The sequence below is a fragment of the Streptomyces sp. NPDC006510 genome, assembly GCF_040611955.1.
Taxonomy (GTDB): Bacteria; Actinomycetota; Actinomycetes; order Streptomycetales; family Streptomycetaceae; genus Streptomyces.
The window spans coordinates 1-15721 of record NZ_JBEXPH010000018.1 but is presented as its reverse complement, the minus strand read 5'-3'; the positions used below and the strand labels follow the sequence as shown (position 1 = coordinate 15721).

The window sequence follows — 15721 nt, the reverse complement described above, 5'->3', positions numbered from 1 at the left end:
CGGCCCTATCGGGCCCCGGGTGGCGCGTTCAGCGCCTCCTGTGCGGCAGAGACGAAAGCGAGCTTGGCGCTCAGGAGGTTGTCCGGCGACTCGTGGCGGCGCAGGCGGTCGACGACGTCCTGTGCCGCGGCGGCGACCTCGACCGGTCCCTCCAGGATCACTTCGCCCAAGGCGGTCTCCAGCCGGGCGTCGTCATCCCCCCTGCCCCGCCCCGTCCGCTCGATCCGGATTCTCGATTCCGCCGCTCCGAGGAATGCGACGTAGGTCTGGCGCCGGATGTCGAGCACGCGCACGGCCGCCTGCTCCCGGAGAGTCATCCGCACCGTTTCGAGCAGCGCGTCGGCCTGACGGTCACCGGCTTGGCGTGCCGCCTCGGCCTGCCGAAATCCGGCACTGCGGGTGTACCAACCGGTAGTGGCGCTTCCCGCAAGGGCTGCTCCGGCGGCGATCAGCGCGATTCCCAACTCACTCATTCCGCCATCCTCCCGATAGGCCGCCGGTCCGCGCCGCACACTTGCCGAATGTGCGTTGTGGATCACGCTCGGCGACCACGACGGGCGCGCGGTACGATCGGATCATGTCGTTCGACGGCGCGAAAGAGCGCCCCCGATCTGCGGAAACGCCGGATACGATCAACCGCCCGCCCCTAGAATGGACACTTACGGGCGACGGGCGACGGGCGACGGGCGACGGGCGACGGGCGACGGGCGACGGGCGACGGGCGACGGGCGACGGGCGACGGGCGACGGGCGACGGGCGGTTCTTCTCGCCGCGCGGTCCGCGGTAGCCCTGTACCGGCTCCTCGACGCTCTCCCGGTCTTCGCCGGCGATGACCGCATCACCCGCCTGTTCACCCTGGTACCGGGATCCGACTTCGGAGTTGACGCGCTCTCGGTCATCGACGACGTCGGCGGCCGGACGCTCCCCTGGGACGATGCGTGCCGGCGCACGTACGACCTGGTCCTCACGGCCAGCCCGAAGGGCGAACTGAGCCTGCTGCGCGGACGGCACGTGCTGCTCCCGCACGGTGCGGGGTTCAACAAGTCGATTCCGGGCGAGGGTTCCGCCGACTCGGCCTCCGGACTGGATCCGGAATATCTGCTGCCGTCCGACGACGACGCGCCCATCGCCCTGCACGCACTCGCCCACCCCGATCAGGTGGCTCGTCTGGCTGCCGCAACCCCGACGGCCGCCGAGAGGGCCAAGGTCGTCGGTGACCCCACCCTGGAGCGCATCCTCGCCTCGCTGTCCCTCCGCGACCGGTACCGGACGGCGTTGGGCACCGGGTCCCGCACACTGATCGTTCTCGCATCGACGTGGGGACCGGAGTGCCTGCTGCGTCAGCGGCCGGACCTGCCCGCGGAACTGGCGGCTCATCTGCCGTGCGACGAATACCAGTTGGCGCTGATCGTGCACCCCAACGAACGAAGTCTGCTCGGCAGGTACGAGTTGACCGAGCGCCTGTCCCCGGCCCTCGACGCGGGAATGGTGCTCGCCGGCCCGTACGAGGAATGGGGATCCGTACTGATCGCCGCCGACGCGCTCATTACCGACCACGGATCGACCGCCCTGTACTACTCCGCGGCGCGCGACCGACCGGTCGTGAACGTCCACCGATCCGGCGTCGAGCTGATCCCCGGCAGCCCGATGGACGTACTCCTGCGCCGCATACCGGAGTTGGGCCCGGCCGAAGCGGTAAAGGAGGCACTGAAAGCGTACCGGCCGGGTACGGGAAACGCCGCTGCCCAGGCGGCGTTCGCGGGCCAGGGCGAGTCATTGAGCCGACTGCGGACCGAGGTGTACACGCTCCTCGGCCTCACCCCGCCGGTCCGCCACGCCCCACCACGGCTGCTGCCCTCCCCCGCTGCCGCCACCCGTACGCCCGCGGCCTTCGACGTGCACGCCGCGGTCTTCGCGGAAGGGGTCCGGATCGACCGGCGCCCCACCGGAATCGGGCCACCCGGGCACCACCTGGCCGTGGAACACGGCGGAGCGAGCGAACAACTCGCCCGCTCCGCCGGTCTGCTGTACCGCCGTCCGCTTCCGCCCTCTCCCACTGCGGGGGAAGTCGCGTGGACGGCCGCCGGGTGGGCGGAACACGCTCTGTCCGAGTACTCAGGCTGCCGTTCGGCCGCGGCCGTTGTGGCCTCCGGGCTCTGCGTGCTCAGAGTCCGCGGCGACGAACACACCTACGCCGTCCGCGTCGAACCCCGTTCCGAGGGCGGCCGGATCATACGCATCGACCCGGCCGCCGCACTGTCCGCCGTCCACACCTGGTCCAGCGCCCACCATGGCATGCCCGACGACGAGTTCTGCCTGAACTGTGTCATCGGTGACCGGGCCTTTCGCGTTCTTCTCCGTCCGGCCACGGACGAGGAAGCCGGACTGGTGATCTAGAACAGGCCGTTCCGGCGGCGGAGGCCTTCCGCGGCTGCGCGGTGCTCGTCGGCCGCCGCGCTCTCCCCCTCCAAGCCCGCCAGTTCGGCCAGTGCGTCGAGGACGCGGGCCTGGTCGAAGCCGGATCCCCGTTCACGTGCTCCCTCCAGTGAGCGCTCGTACAGCAGACGGGCCTCGCCCGCCCGGCCGAGCCGTTGCAGGACGCCGCCGAGCGCGAATCCGGTGCGTGCGCTCAGCCTCGCGCGGTCCTGCGCCATGGCCGCGTCGTGTGCTTCAAACAACAAGCGGGCCGCCGCGTCCAGGTCGCCGAGCTCCGCGCTCGCCTGGCCCATCCGGTAGGTCTGGAGCATGGCTCCATAGTCGTTGCCGATCGCCAGGTGGACCTCGCGGGACCGGGCGAAGTCGGCAGCCGCCGCGTTCCAGTCCCCGCGTGTGGAGCTGAGCGTGCCGCGGAACTCGATCGCCGAGGCACGGAGCTTGCGGTCCGGCACGGTGTCCCCCAACAGGTCGAGGGCCGCCAGCGCGCCGTCGATCTCGCGTCCGGCCTCGATCAGATTTCCCGACTCCCAGAGGGGACGGGCGAGTTGACATCGCATGCGCACCAGCCACGAAGCGTTCGCGGACCGGAGCGCGGAGGTCACACCCAGCCGGAACAGCTCGGTCACATCGGACTGGTGAGGATGATCCATCGCGTAAGTCCACACCGGCTCGCACAGGGCCACGGTCTCGGCATCCAGTCCTCGCCCGTGGGCCAGCCGTACACACGCGAACAACGCATGCCGTTCCTCGTACAGCCAGCGCGCCGCCCGCGCGGCCCGCGCCGTACGGACCGCGTGGTCCCCGGACTCCGCGGGGTCCTCAAGGGGCACGTCGGGGGCGTCGGGAACGGGATCGAAGGGATCCGCGACGGTCAGCCGCCGGCCGGCGGCGAACCTGTCGGCCAGTTGTGCCTGCCGGACGAACCAGCGCAGCACTCGCGTCTGCGCCTCGGCCGGCTCCCCGGGTGCCTCGTGGTCGCGGGCCCGACGCCGGGCATGGGCGCGCAGCGGACCGTGAAGCCTCATCCGGCCGTGATCCGTCCGCCGCACCATGCGCAGGTCCAGTAACCCTGCCGCGGCCAGCTCCTCCAGCGCGTCCTGGCAGGCCTCCGGTCCCAGCCCCAGCAGTGCGGTGGCGGACTCGTGAGTGAACGTCGAGCCGGGATGGTGGGGCAGCGACCGGTAGAGCAGCGCGGCCGAGGAGGACAGACCGTGGTAGGCGATGTCCCAGACGTCCTCCACCCCGGAGGAGACTCCCTTTTCGTTCAGCTCGGCCCGCAGCTCCGCGATCAGGCGTGACAGCGGTCGCAGGGGGTGGGAGCGGACCCAGCGGCCCGCGACGTGCAGGGCCGCCGGCAAGCCGTCACACATCCGCACGACCGTCCGTGCGGCCTCCGGATCGGTGGTCAGCCGCCGGTCCCGGACGATCAGCTCCAGCAGTTCGATCGCCACCGGGTCCTCCAGCGGTGGCAGCACCAGGTCGACGGCGGCACCGTCCTCCAGGTCGTACAGCGGGCCGTGGCTCGCCACGATCACCACACTGGTACCCGACGCCGGAAGCAATGGGACGATTTCCGAGGCATACCGGGCGTTGTCCACAACGACCACCAGCCGACGATCGGCGGTCATGTTCCAGTACTGCCTGCAGCGCGCCTTGAACTGGCGTGCCAGCGAGTCCGGCTCCACCCCGAGGGAATCGAGCAACTGCGCGAGCACCTCGCCGGGGTCCAGCTCACCGCCCTCCCGGAAGTCGTCCAGGTCGACCGACAACACATCGGAGAAGTTGTCGCGCAGCTTCCGCGCGATCAGGAAGGCCAGCTCGGTCTTGCCGAGGCCTCCCGGTCCGCTCAGCGACAGGACCAGCGGCCGGGCGCGGCCCCGCCACTCCTCCACCGCGCGGAAGGCCCGCTCCTTCTCCTCCTCGCGGTTGACGAAGTGCATCGGCTCCGGCGGCAGTTCAACCCTCATTCAGGACCCGCTCCCATCCCCCTGCCCGGCACGGCCGAGCCAGGTGCTCCACACAAACCCGGCTTCCGTCCGAAGACTTGCCGCTTCCAGGCCTCGCACTCTAGAGGTTCGCACACGCCCGGATTCGACGCTGGGTGAGGACGCCCGGTCGACCGCACGCCGCCGCGCGTACATGGACAGGTTCGAGATCGACGAGAACCTGGTGCGGCAAGGAGTTCGTTGCGCGGCTGACGCTCACACCACGCGCTCCGTCACTTCTGCGCAGGGAGCAGCAGTGGCCTCCGGTACTGGCCTCGCGCCGTGAGCCCGGCGGCTCCGTGCCGACCGGGCTACGACTTCCACTGTCCGAAACGGCCGGTCAGATCGCGATCAGCATCGCGACCGTCACCAGGACGAGCAGGCCGATATAGGCCCAGGCATGGGTGCGGTCGGGGATTCGCGGCGGGCGTCTCCGCAGCAGCGCGATCACCGGCAGGGCCCCCAGAAGCAGCGCCGAGGCGGCGCGGAGGTCGATCAGGCCCACCAGTTGCACCTGTGCGTGCGCGGCGGCGGGGACCGCTGCCACACACAGGGACACCGCGGTTGCCGGGAGCGCGATGGCCAGGGTGAGGGGGTTGGCCAGCGCGGTCGCCACGTGCATCGTGTGCCCGGCCCGCCGCATCGCGGGGACGGTCATGACACTGCCGCCCACGCCGAGGAAGGCGGCGACCGCACCGATCGGTGCGCCGAGGGCGGCCGGCAGCGGGCGCGGGGCATCGGCTGTCGTCCCGACCCGGGTGTTGGGGCGCAGGAAACCGGGGCGCAGGAGCAGGTCGGTGATGGTGAGAGCGACGTACGCGACGAATGCCCAATGGGCCAGAGCGGCCGGAGCGAGGCGCGTGGCGAGCGCACCGGCCGAGGCGCCGGCCGCCAGCAGGAGGAGCAGCATGGCGCTGCCGCGGAGCGAGAGGAGCACCCGCCGGGGGGTGACGGACGTCGCGAACCCCGCGTTCACCACCATCACCAGGGCCGAGGTGGCCGTCGCCACCCGCATCGCGTCCCCGCCGAGTGCGGCGTCCGCCCAAACCACCACAGGTACCGCGACGAACCCACCACCGAAACCGAACAACACGGTCGTCACCCCGGTGAGGAGCCCGACCCCGATCAACATCACGAAGTCCATGGCCCCCACTCCACCAGCTCCGACGATCTACTCGCATGCGATGGTCGGCACAGTTCCTTCGCGTGTCGGCCACTAGGATGGACGGGTGAAGAACGTCCCGCTGGCCGAGGTCGACCACGTCGACCGGGCCGTCCTGCCGATCGGCACCGACTACCCGCCCGGCCACGTGCTGGACTGGCACGAGCACCGGCGCGCGCAGTTCCTCTACGGCGCCACCGGAGTCATGGTCGTCGACACCGCCGAGGGGACCTGGACCGTTCCGCCGGAGCGCGCCGTACTGATCCCGCCTGCCACGCGCCACCGGGTCCGCATGCTGGGGGTGAGCACCCGGAGCCTGTACATCGAGCCGCATGCGGTCCCCTGGTGGCCCGCCACCTGCACGGTCGTGGACGTTCCGCCGCTGCTGCGCGAACTGCTCCTGGCCGCCGTCGAGTTCGAGGTCGAATACAGCCTGTCCGGGCGCGAGGGAAACATCGCCGCACTCCTCCTGTACGAGATCGCCGAGCGTGCCCCGCTCCCGTTCCACGTGGGGATTCCCGCCTCCGCCGACCTCGCGGGGCTCTGCCGCGAGTATCTGGCCGCCCCGGACGCCGACGCCACCAACGCCGCATGGGCCGCCAGGACGGCCATGAGCGAACGGGCCTTCACCCGGCGGTTCCGCGCCGAGACCGGTGACAGCCCAGCCGTATGGCGGGGCCGCGCCCGCCTGCTCGCGGCCGTCCCGCTGCTGCGCACCGGGTCGGTCAGCGAGGTCAGCGGTCGGATCGGCTACGCCTCGCCGGCGGCGTTCACCGCCGCCTTCACCCGCGCCTTCGGTACGCCCCCGTCCCGTTTCGCCGCGAGTCGCCAGGTCGGCGGCCGACGCTGACGGCTCCCGCGGAGTCGGAACGGGTGGGCAGCGGCCACCCGTTCCACCGTCACGGCGCAGGCGTCTCGCCGACGCGGTCGACCACGGCCTTGGTGAGGACCGCGGAGGCGCATACGACGGCCCCTGCCGGGCCCGCGTCACCGGCTTCGGCCGGGCCCGTGCGTTCGCCGAGGAACGCGTACGTGGTCCGGTCGTAGATCCACTGCGTCCCGGAGCCGGCTGCGTTGTCCCACCGGGCGGCGGGTGACCGGGGCGGTCCGACGAAGGCTGGGGGGGCGATGCCGGTGTGGTGCTCGCGGTCTGCGGGCTCCTTGCCGCGTCGACGGCCCCGGCGTAACCCGGCCTGGCCGGAAGGGTGGTGAGCGGCCGGAGCCCGCTCCGAAATACCGTTGCCCACGCCGACGGCTGCGTAGCATCCTCCCGGCATGGACACTCCACAACAGGTGATCGAACTGGACGGCCTCACGCTGCGCAGATTCGACGGTGAGGCGGACCTCCCGGAGCTCTTCCGGGTCATCGAGGAGTCGCTGGAGCACCTGCGTCCGTGGATGCCCTGGGCCGCTGAGCACAGCCTGGCCAGGACCACCCGCTTCCTGGCCAACCGTGTGGAACGCTGGGCGCGTGGTGAGGAGTTCACCTACGCGATCGTGCTCGACGGGGCGATCGTCGGCGCCTGCGGGCTGTTCCGGCGCGGCGAAACCCCGGCGAACGGCCGCGAGATCGGCTACTGGCTGCACCCTGCCGCCACCGGCCGTGGCGTGGCGACCCGGGCCGCCCGGGCTCTGGTCGAACTGGCCTTCCGTCTCCCCGGAGTCGACCATGTCGAGGTCGTCCACGACGTGGCCAACGCCGCCAGCCGCGCAGTCCCGGCCCGGCTCGGGTTCGCCGAGCACGGCCGTCGCCCCTCCGAGCTCCTCGCCCCGGCACATACCGGCGAGGACCAGGTCTGGCGACTGACCCGCCGCCAGTCGGAGAACCCGGCTGCCGACGAGGCTTGCTGACCCCATCCCTTCACGACCGAATCCCTTCGTGACTGGATCCCCTGCGGGGCCGAATCCTCCAGTGGCCGAGTCCCTCGGTGACCGACCCGCGCGATGCAAGGCCCCGTGGTCGGCATAACCCCTGGTCCACCGGGGCAGCAGACCGCTCGGCGCGCCACGGCCGGGCGGCACAGTTCAGGCCACGGTCATCTGCGGTACGCCGACGGGCCATCCCGGGCAGCGACACTCCCCGCGTCCCATTCGCGCGTTCTCTACCTCCACGAGCACGGCGACGTCACCGGCGAACTGACGCTCGATCCGGCACGGACTCTGCGCGTCAGCGGTTCGGCGCAGATCCTCGGCCGCCCCGGATCAATCGAGGTCCGGGTGGACCTACCCCTGCTCTCCGAGTAGGCGGGAGTCCACCGCCGCAAGCCAGGCATCCGCGATGATCCGGTGGCCGAGCGGACTCGGATGGACCCCGTCCGGGGCCAGCTCCGCGGCCGCTTTCGCCTCCGCGGCACGGTGCAGCGCGAGATCCGCACGGACCACCTGGGCTCCGTTGGCCGCCGCGGTGCGCAGGACGGCGTCGGTACGGGGAGTCAGGTCCTCGAACCAGTCTTCCTGGTCCGGGGTGACCGGAAGCAGGAACGGGGTGATGACGACCAGTCGCGCGGCCAGTTTCCGTGCGGTGTCCGCGAGGAGGCGGTCGAGACACGTCTCGAACTCGTCGACCGGGCTGATGAGTCCGCGGTCGTAGCGCCGCCAGGTGTCATTGATGCCGATCTTGACCGTGACCACGTTGGGCCGGTGGTCGAGGACGTCGGTGGTCCAGCGGGCTTCGAGGTCGTACACGCGATTGCCGTTGAGGCCCTTGTTGATGACGGCGGGGCCGTGGCCTGCCCCGGCGTGCAGGGTCCGCGCGATCTCATGGACGTATCCGCCGCCGAGCGACGCGGAATCCGTACGGTCGCGGCCCGCGTCGGTGATGGAGTCACCGATGAACAGGAGTGTGTCCGTTTCCTTGATATGCATGCCTGCCGTCCTGATGTCGAGGTGGTGGTAGGGAAGCCGCTCGGCGGGGAGGCGCTCAGCGATGTGCCGCTCAGCGGTGAGCCGCGACGCGCCGCAGCGCAGCGGCCTCGCGTGCCAGCACAGCGGGGTCGTCGCCGGGCACGAACTCCAGGAGAGCCTCCAGCGGAACGCGCCGTTCGTTCAGCAGGTCGAAGACCCCGGCCCACAGGTCCGCACGATCGGCCAGCGGCAGTCGGCGATTGCCCGGCCACCACGAGAAGACGTGCACCGCGCTGACCCGGTCGACGAGTTCGGAAAGCCCCTCCAGTGCCTCCTGGTCGGGGGTGTCGAGCGGCGGCTGCCAGTAGGTACGGAGGTTGTCCGCGCCCACCTCGTCCAACAGCCGGAGCGTCGAGGCGACGGTGTCGGTGAGGGTCTTCGAGTGGAACTCCAGCGCGAGCTCCAGCCCATGGTCCGCGGCTATCCGGGCCGCCTCCCGCAGGCAGGCCGCGGTCCCGCTCCGCTCCCGCGGTGTGGCGGCCGACGATCCGACTCCACCCGCCCAGACCCGCACCCGCGGCGCCCCCAGGAGCACCGCGGCGCGGGCGATCCCGGGGAAGGCGGTCAGTTCTTCCTGGGTGGCACGGAAGTACGAGCCGTAGGAGCAGCAGCTGAGCCCGTATCTGTCACAGGCCTCGCGGGCCGCGCGGACAGTGTCGGGATCCGTCGGAGGGGCGTGCACGTCCGCTCCCCACTCGACCACTTCCAGGCCCGCGTCGGCGGCCCGGCGTGCGACCTCGGCGGCGGGCAGCCGCCGGAAGGTGACCGAGCACAGCCCCGGCCTGGTCAGCGTGGCACCCGGCCCGGTCGGCACACGGCCCGGGTCATGGTCCGCCGCTTTGCGCTCCTGCTCCTCGCGGTCACGGCTCTCCCTGCCTGTCACAGCGTTCCCTTCCTTCGGTCGCCTCGCGGCGGCTCTCGCCCCACCCTTCCCGGGCGGCTCGGAAACGGTCCGCCCGGAGCGGGCGGACGGACCGACTCACCGGTGGCACCTCACGATGCGTTCGGACCCACGTCCGCGGCCGTGAGGGGGTGGCGGAGCGCGGGCGCGGTCGAGTACTCGTCGGCACCGATGTCCCGCGTGCTGCCTCGTGAGTCGCCGTCGATGTCGTCGGCCACGGCCGGGCTGCCCAGCGTGGCCGCGCCGATCGCCGGGCTGCCCGCCGACAGCCGGGCGACGCCGTCCGGGCCCGTCACCAGCTTCGGGTCGACGCGGGTGTAACCACCGGACGGCATATTGCCGTTGGCGGCCGCGCCCCACAACATGTTGCTCTGCCAGGTGAATCCGGTGGTCGCTCCCATCGCGACGAGGCTGCCGGAGTCGCCGACGAGCAGGTTGTCGGCGATGACCACGTCCTTGGGCTCGTACGTCCGGGTCTCGCCCGAGAGCGTGCTGGAGTTGCCGAGCAGGGTGTTGTGCACGATCACCGCGCGGTCGCAGGCGTCGTTGCCCCGCCTTTCGTCCGGCGTCTCGCCCGAGTTGTGGTCGCGGGTGGTACCGCTGCCGACCACCAGGGCCCGGCCCGAGAGTCCGCCGAGGTAGTTGTTGACGATCAGGTGGTCGTCGCCGTACAGCCGCACACCCTCGCTGCCGCCGATGAGGTAGTTGCCCTCCACCCTGGAGCGGTTGCCGTGGCGCAGCACGATTCCGCCCCGGCTGTTGCGGATGGTGTTGTAACGGATGGTGTTGTCGGAGGACTTCACCGAGATGGCCTCGGGGTCACCGTCGGCGTGCTCGAACAGGTTGTACTCCACGACCGCGTGGGCGCTGGACAGCGCCCGTCCGCTGACGCCGAGCCGGATCGACTCGCCGCCGTTGGACCCGGCGAAGCTGTGGTCGGAGAAGTGGTTCTTGAAGACCTGGAGGTTCTGGGCCATGTCGGTCGAGCCGGGGCCGTCGACGACGAGGAAGATGCCGGCGGTGGTCTTGTCGTGGAAGTGGTTCCGGTCGATCTTCGTGTCGTTCGCCCGCACGACGACCCAGTACGGGTCGCCGGTGTCCGCGAACTGGAAGTCGTTGCGGGTCAGCCGGATCGATGCGCAGTCGGCCGGAATCTCCATCGTGGTGCTCTGGCGGAAGGCGAAGCCGCTGACGGTGATGTTGCTCGAATCGGCGAAGACGAAGCTGCGCTCGCCGCGCAGCACCGCGCCGCCGCGGGTCTTCGAGACAATGGTGATCTGCGCGGCGCCGGTGCCGTTCTTGCCGGAGACGTTGATCGCGCCCCCCGACGGAACGGTGTAGGTGCCGTCGGCCACGACGATCCGGTCGCCGGGTGCGGCGGAGTTGATCGCGCTCTGGAGTTCGGCCAGGGAGCTGACCGTTGTGTCGGCGGCCGAGGCGTCGACCGACATCGAGGTGCTGAGGGGCACGGCGGCGAGTGCTGCCACCGCGGTGGCCCTGAGGAACGTGCGTCGTTGCATGATGCCTCCTGTGGCGACAAGAACGTGACGGGCCGGTCCGTACAGCCCCCGCGCTGGGCGTGCCGGCTGATCGGTGGTGGGACAGCCGGCGGCGAACCGGACCGGCTGTCCCTCCCGGGCGTGTGTTCAGCGGGCCTGGGGACCGACGTCGGCCGGGGTCAGTGGCCGGAGCCTGGGTGCCCGCTTCGCGTACTGGTCCGCGCCCACGTCCCGGGCCCGGCCGCGCGGGTCACCGTCGATGTCGTGGGTGACCGGTGACCGCCGGAGCGTGCCCGCGCCGATCGCCGGGCTGTCCGCGGCCGGCCGGGCCACCCCGTCCGGGCCCGTCACCAGTTTCGGGTCGACGCGGGTGCAGCCGTCGGACGGGATGTTGCCGTCGGCGGCGGCACCCCACAGGATGTTTCCTGACCAGGTGAAACGTACGGTGTTCGCCATCGCGACCAGCTCGCCCGAGTCCCCGACGAGCAGGTTGTCCGCGACGGTCACATCACGCGGCTCGTGGGGGCGCTGGCTCTCGCCGGAAAGTGTGCCCTTGTTGTTCACAAGGGTGTTGTAGGCGATGAGGACCCGGTCGGGTGCGTCGTTGCCGCGGCGTGCCTCGGGTGTCTCGCCCGGCAGGTGGTCGCGTTCCGAACCGCTGCCGATCACCAGGGCCCGCCCGGACAGACCGGCGAGGTGGTTGTTGACGATCACATGGTCGTTGCCGTAGATCCGCACGCCCTCCGTGCCGGCGAGGAGATAGTTGCCCTCCACCCGGTTGCGGTTGCCGTGCCGCAGCACGATCCCACCGAAGCTGTCGCGGATGGTGTTGTGCCGGATGACGTTGTCGGAGCTCTTGACGGAGATGGCCTCCGGGTCGCCGTTGGCGCGCTCGAACAGGTTGTACTCCACGACGGCGTGGGCGCTGGACAGGGCCCGGGGGCTGACGCCGAGCCGGATCGGCTCCCCGCCGTTGGACCCGGCGAAGGTGTGGTCGGAGAAGTGGTTCCTGAACACATGGACGCGCTGGGCCATCTCCTCCGTGCCCGCGCCTTCGATCCCGAGGTAGATGCCGAGTGCGGACTTGCCGTGGAAGTGGTTGTGGTCGACCTTGCTGTCGTCCGCGCGCACCATCACCCAGTGCAGGCCCTCGATGTCGGCGAGCTGGAAATCGTTGCGGGTCAGCCTGATGTGCGAGCAGTTCGGGGGGATGTCCAGGGTGCTGCTCTGGCGGAAGGAGAAGCCGCTGATGGTGATGTGGCTGGACGCGTCGAGTACGAAGCTGTGTTGGCCTTCGAGGACGACGCCGCCGCGGGACCGGGCGACGATGGTGATGGGCGCGCGCTCGGTGCCCTGCTTGTTCCGGATGGTGAGGGGCCGGTCCGACGGGACGGCGTACCTGCCGTCGGCCACGACGATGCGGTCACCCGGCCGTGCCCGGTCGATGGCGGCCTGGAGCTCGTCGAGCGAACCGACGGCGGCGGGGGACGCCGTCGCGCTCGCGGTGAGGAGACCGCCGGTGGGGGCAGCGGCCAGTGCCGCCCCTGCCGCGGTACCCATGAGGAACGTGCGGCGTTGCATGATGCCTCCGTGAGTGTGGTGGTGGATCGGGGGCCGGGGCCGGTCTCAGCCGTCGGCCCGGTCGGCCGGGGTGTCCAGGTACAACTCGATGACGGGCACCGGGGTGTCGGGGCGCTGGACGGGGATCTGGAGAGTGAGCGTGCCGGCGGGCTGCCCGCCCATTTCCGTGTTCACCGCGGGCCGGTCCGGGTCGATGTGGACCTGGATGATCTCGGAGGCGTCGTTCAGCAACTGGGCGTAGCGCACCCGGCCGGCGAGTCCCGGCAGGTGCAGATGGCGCAGCGGCCAGGCGAACAGGTGGACGTAGAGCCGGTCGCCGCGCTGGGTGTACCGGCATTCGGTGGGGGCGGTGTACGGGGACGGCCCGCAGCCGCGGACCGACCGCTCGTGCAGGTCCATCCACCGGCCGATTTCCCCGAGCACGGCGACGGCGCGCGGTTCGAGGTCGCCGCGACCGGTCGGGCCGACGTTGAGCAGCAGGTTGCCGCCCTTGGACACTCCGTCGACGAGCATGCGGATCAGCAGGTCGGCGCTCTTGTGGTCCAGGTTGTCCCGGTCGTAGCCCCAGCTCCCGTTGAGTGTCTGGCACGCCTCCCACAGCACGGGCCGCCCGTCCTTGGTCATGGGGCCCGAGGGCTGGTACTGCTCGGGGGTGACGAAGTCGCCGGGCAGGCCGGTCCGGTCGTTGACGAGGATGTGCGGCTGGAGTTCGCGAACCATTTCCAGCAGCTTCGGGGAATCCCAGTCGTCCGGTCCCTTGCCGCCCCACCAGGTACGGCCCGCGTACGAGAAGTCGAAGAACAGGTAGTCGACGCGTCCGAAGGACGTCAGCAGTTCGCGGACCTGGCCGTGCAGATAGCGCTGGTAGTCGCGGATGTCGCGGCCGGCGGCCGCGGCCTTGAACTCCTCGTCGTCGCGCTGCGGGTGGGTGCCGTCCACGGGGAAGGACGGGTGGTGCCAGTCGATCAGTGAGTAGTAGAGGCCGACCTTGAGGCCTTCGGCGCGGCAGGCCTCGACGAACGGTCCGACGAGGTCGCGGCCGTGCGGGGTGTTGGTGACCTTGTATTCGGTGAGGGCGCTGTCCCACAGGCAGAAGCCGTCGTGGTGCTTGGTGGTCAGGACGACGTACCGCATGCCCGCCGCTCGGGCCACTCTGGCCCACTGGACCGGGTCGTAGCGGTCGGGGTCGAAGTGGTCGAAGTAGACCTGGTACTGCTCGTCGGTCAGCTCCTCCCGGTTCCTGACCCACTCGTGCCGTGCGGCGAGCGAGTAGAGGCCCCAGTGGACGAACATGCCGAACCGGTCGGTGGTGAACCAGGTGGTCTCCGGGGCCGGCGCGGGAGCCGTGGTCACGGCGGGCGCGGGCGGGTACGCCGACGGGGTCTCAGTCGGGGTCATGGGGGCATCGTTCCTTGTCGTCGGCGTCCGGTGGCGTGCTCGGTGCGCTGTCGGCGCTCCGACCGGCGCTGCCGGAGGGCTGGGTTGTACGGGGAGGGTTCGCGTGCGGACGGCTTGCCGGGTCAGCCCTTCAGGGCGCCGGAGGACAGGCCGTGCACGAAGGAACGCTGGAAGAACAGGAAGACGATCACGGAGGGGAGCAGGGCCAGCAGGGATGCGGCCATCACCACTCCGGGAGTGACGGCGGGGTCGATCCGCAGGGTGCGCAGCGCCAGCGGGAGTGTGTACGAGGAGGAGTCCGTGGAGACCAGGAGGGGCAGCAGGTACTGGTCCCAGATCATGGTGAAACCGAAGACTCCGATCACTCCGAGCGCGGGCTTGCACATCGGCAGGATGATCTGGGCGAAGATGCGCAGGTCGCCGGCGCCGTCGATGCGGGCGGCCTCTTCGAGCTCCCGGGGCACGTCCTTCATGAACTCGGTCATGACGAGGATGGAGAATCCCCAGGCGCCCAGCGGGACGATCATTCCGGCCAGGGTGCCGATGAGGTTGAAGTGGACGACCGGCAGGTCGGAGAGGATCACGGACAGCGGGAGGGCCAGGATCTCCTCGGGCAGCATCAGTGTCGCCAGGATGGCGACGAGCACCAGCGTCATCCCCGGAAAGACCTTCCTGGCCAGCGCGTATCCGGCCAGGACGGAGACGGCCACCTGGAGCAGCAGGCCGAAGCCGACCACGAAGAACGAGTTCAGCAGGTACGCGAGCACGCCCTCGTCGAAGGCGATCCTGAAGTTGTCCAGGGTGGCGCCCGAGGGGATGACGCTGAGCTGGGTGGGGTCCTTGACCTGGCTGAAGGCGCTGACCAGGAGGGCCAGCAGGGGCCCTGCGAAGACGATCAGGACCAGCAGGTAGGTGACGGCCTTCAGGATCCGCCCTCCCGGGCTGCGGCTCTCCGTCAGGCCGAGCGCGGTCTCGGTCGGCGCGTTCATTTGCTCTCTCTCCGTCGCAGCAGGTGGACGACGACTGTCAGGATCAGCGTCGCGATGAACAGCAGGACGGCTCCCGCCGCGCCGACGCCGAGTCTGTTCTGCTCCAGTCCGAGCTTGTAGATCAAGGTCATCACGACCTCGGTGGAGCCGTCGGGCCCGCCGTTGGTGAGCAGGAACACCTCGGTGAACACCCGCAGTCCGCGGATCGCGGCGAGGATGAACAGGATCGAGAACACCGACCGCAGTCCGGGCACCGTCACATGCCATACCCGCTGGATCCTGGAGGCGCCGTCGACCTTCGCGGCCTCGTACAGACCGCGGTCCACACTGGTGAGACCGGCGAGGAAGATCATCATGTCGTAGGGGGCGCCCCGCCAGATGCCGGTGACCATGATGGAGGCCATCGACGAGTCGGGGTCGTTGATGAATCCGGAGGGGCCCAACCCCACCAGGCCGAGGATGGAGTTGAGCATGCCGTCCGAGGTCGGGTGGTACATGATCCGCCACAGTTCGGCGACGACCGCGATCGGTACCACCACCGGCAGGAACGCCGCGGAACGCACGAAGCCCAGTCGGCGGCCCTGTCCCTCCATCAGCAGCGCGAGTACGAGGCCGAGGGCCATCGAACCGGCCGTCTGCCCGGCGGCGAGGACGACCGTGTGCCAAGCGGCCTCGCGGAAGCCGTCGGACTGGAGGACCGTGGCGTAGTTCTCGGTGCCGACCCACCTGTTGCCGAGATAGGGCTGGACGTCCTGGAAGGACATGGTCAGCGCACTGACCATGGGGATGAACTTGAAGTACAGGAAGAGGAGCAGTGCCGGGGCCAGGAACAGCCACGGCGTCCACCACCGGCCCGCCCGGCGGTC

At 70.5% G+C, this 15721-nt stretch carries 14 protein-coding genes; 3 read left to right on the top strand and 11 right to left on the bottom strand.

Annotation, left to right across the window (positions count from 1 at the left end; all coding sequences use genetic code 11):
• Window positions 1–5: 5 nt before the first annotated feature.
• Entirely contained in the window at window positions 6–539 is a 534-nt protein-coding gene (locus ABZY11_RS08600) for a hypothetical protein (protein WP_356478424.1), read from the bottom strand.
• A gap of 112 nt (window positions 540–651) precedes the next feature.
• Between ABZY11_RS08600 and ABZY11_RS08595 the strand changes: the two genes are divergently transcribed.
• Window positions 652–2397: a translation initiation factor 2 gene (locus ABZY11_RS08595; protein WP_356478423.1), complete on the top strand. Its 1746-nt coding sequence runs from the start codon at window positions 652–654 to the stop codon at window positions 2395–2397.
• Here the strand turns inward: ABZY11_RS08595 and ABZY11_RS08590 are convergent.
• Complete coding sequence (locus tag ABZY11_RS08590) at window positions 2394–4403, bottom strand: NB-ARC domain-containing protein (protein ID WP_356478422.1); 2010 nt, start codon at window positions 4401–4403, stop codon at window positions 2394–2396. The two genes, ABZY11_RS08595 and ABZY11_RS08590, sit on opposite strands and share 4 nt — an antisense overlap.
• Before the next feature lie 358 nt (window positions 4404–4761).
• Window positions 4762–5565, bottom strand: a complete 804-nt coding sequence (locus ABZY11_RS08585; protein WP_356478421.1) for a sulfite exporter TauE/SafE family protein — start codon at window positions 5563–5565, stop codon at window positions 4762–4764.
• An 85-nt stretch (window positions 5566–5650) separates the two neighbouring features.
• Between ABZY11_RS08585 and ABZY11_RS08580 the strand changes: the two genes are divergently transcribed.
• Window positions 5651–6433 carry a helix-turn-helix transcriptional regulator gene (locus tag ABZY11_RS08580; protein WP_356478420.1) on the top strand — a complete coding sequence of 261 codons (783 nt, stop codon included), beginning with the start codon at window positions 5651–5653 and terminating at the stop codon, window positions 6431–6433.
• 49 nt (window positions 6434–6482) lie between these two features.
• Here the strand turns inward: ABZY11_RS08580 and ABZY11_RS08575 are convergent, their stop codons facing one another.
• Window positions 6483–6860 (bottom strand): hypothetical protein, encoded by a 378-nt coding sequence (locus ABZY11_RS08575; RefSeq protein ID WP_356478419.1) that lies wholly within the window; start codon window positions 6858–6860, stop codon window positions 6483–6485.
• Here ABZY11_RS08575 and ABZY11_RS08570 point away from each other — a divergent pair.
• Window positions 6859–7434 carry a GNAT family N-acetyltransferase gene (locus ABZY11_RS08570; protein ID WP_356478418.1) on the top strand — a complete coding sequence of 192 codons (576 nt, stop codon included), beginning with the start codon at window positions 6859–6861 and terminating at the stop codon, window positions 7432–7434. The two genes, ABZY11_RS08575 and ABZY11_RS08570, sit on opposite strands and share 2 nt — an antisense overlap.
• Window positions 7435–7806: 372 nt before the next feature.
• On the opposite strand, the gene ABZY11_RS08565 is transcribed toward ABZY11_RS08570, so the two are convergent.
• The 7 genes from ABZY11_RS08565 to ABZY11_RS08535 form a co-directional block, all read right to left on the bottom strand.
• A complete protein-coding gene (locus ABZY11_RS08565; protein ID WP_356478417.1) occupies window positions 7807–8448 on the bottom strand; it encodes an SGNH/GDSL hydrolase family protein in 642 nt (213 codons plus the stop codon).
• Between the two features lie 70 nt (window positions 8449–8518).
• Window positions 8519–9370 (bottom strand): TIM barrel protein, encoded by an 852-nt coding sequence (locus ABZY11_RS08560; protein WP_356478416.1) that lies wholly within the window; start codon window positions 9368–9370, stop codon window positions 8519–8521.
• Between the two features lie 110 nt (window positions 9371–9480).
• Complete coding sequence (locus ABZY11_RS08555) at window positions 9481–10908, bottom strand: polysaccharide lyase 6 family protein (protein ID WP_356478415.1); 1428 nt, start codon at window positions 10906–10908, stop codon at window positions 9481–9483.
• 126 nt (window positions 10909–11034) lie between these two features.
• Window positions 11035–12468, bottom strand: a complete 1434-nt coding sequence (locus ABZY11_RS08550) for a polysaccharide lyase 6 family protein (protein WP_356478414.1) — start codon at window positions 12466–12468, stop codon at window positions 11035–11037.
• A gap of 45 nt (window positions 12469–12513) precedes the next feature.
• Window positions 12514–13866: an alpha-L-fucosidase gene (locus ABZY11_RS08545; protein ID WP_356478413.1), complete on the bottom strand. Its 1353-nt coding sequence runs from the start codon at window positions 13864–13866 to the stop codon at window positions 12514–12516.
• A 122-nt stretch (window positions 13867–13988) separates the two neighbouring features.
• The gene (locus tag ABZY11_RS08540; RefSeq protein WP_356478412.1) at window positions 13989–14855 is read right to left on the bottom strand and encodes a carbohydrate ABC transporter permease; all 867 of its coding nucleotides are present in this window, start codon (window positions 14853–14855) and stop codon (window positions 13989–13991) included.
• On the bottom strand, window positions 14852–15721 hold an 870-nt coding region (locus ABZY11_RS08535; RefSeq protein ID WP_356478411.1), incomplete at its 5' end, for a sugar ABC transporter permease. The genes ABZY11_RS08535 and ABZY11_RS08540, both read right to left, overlap by 4 nt.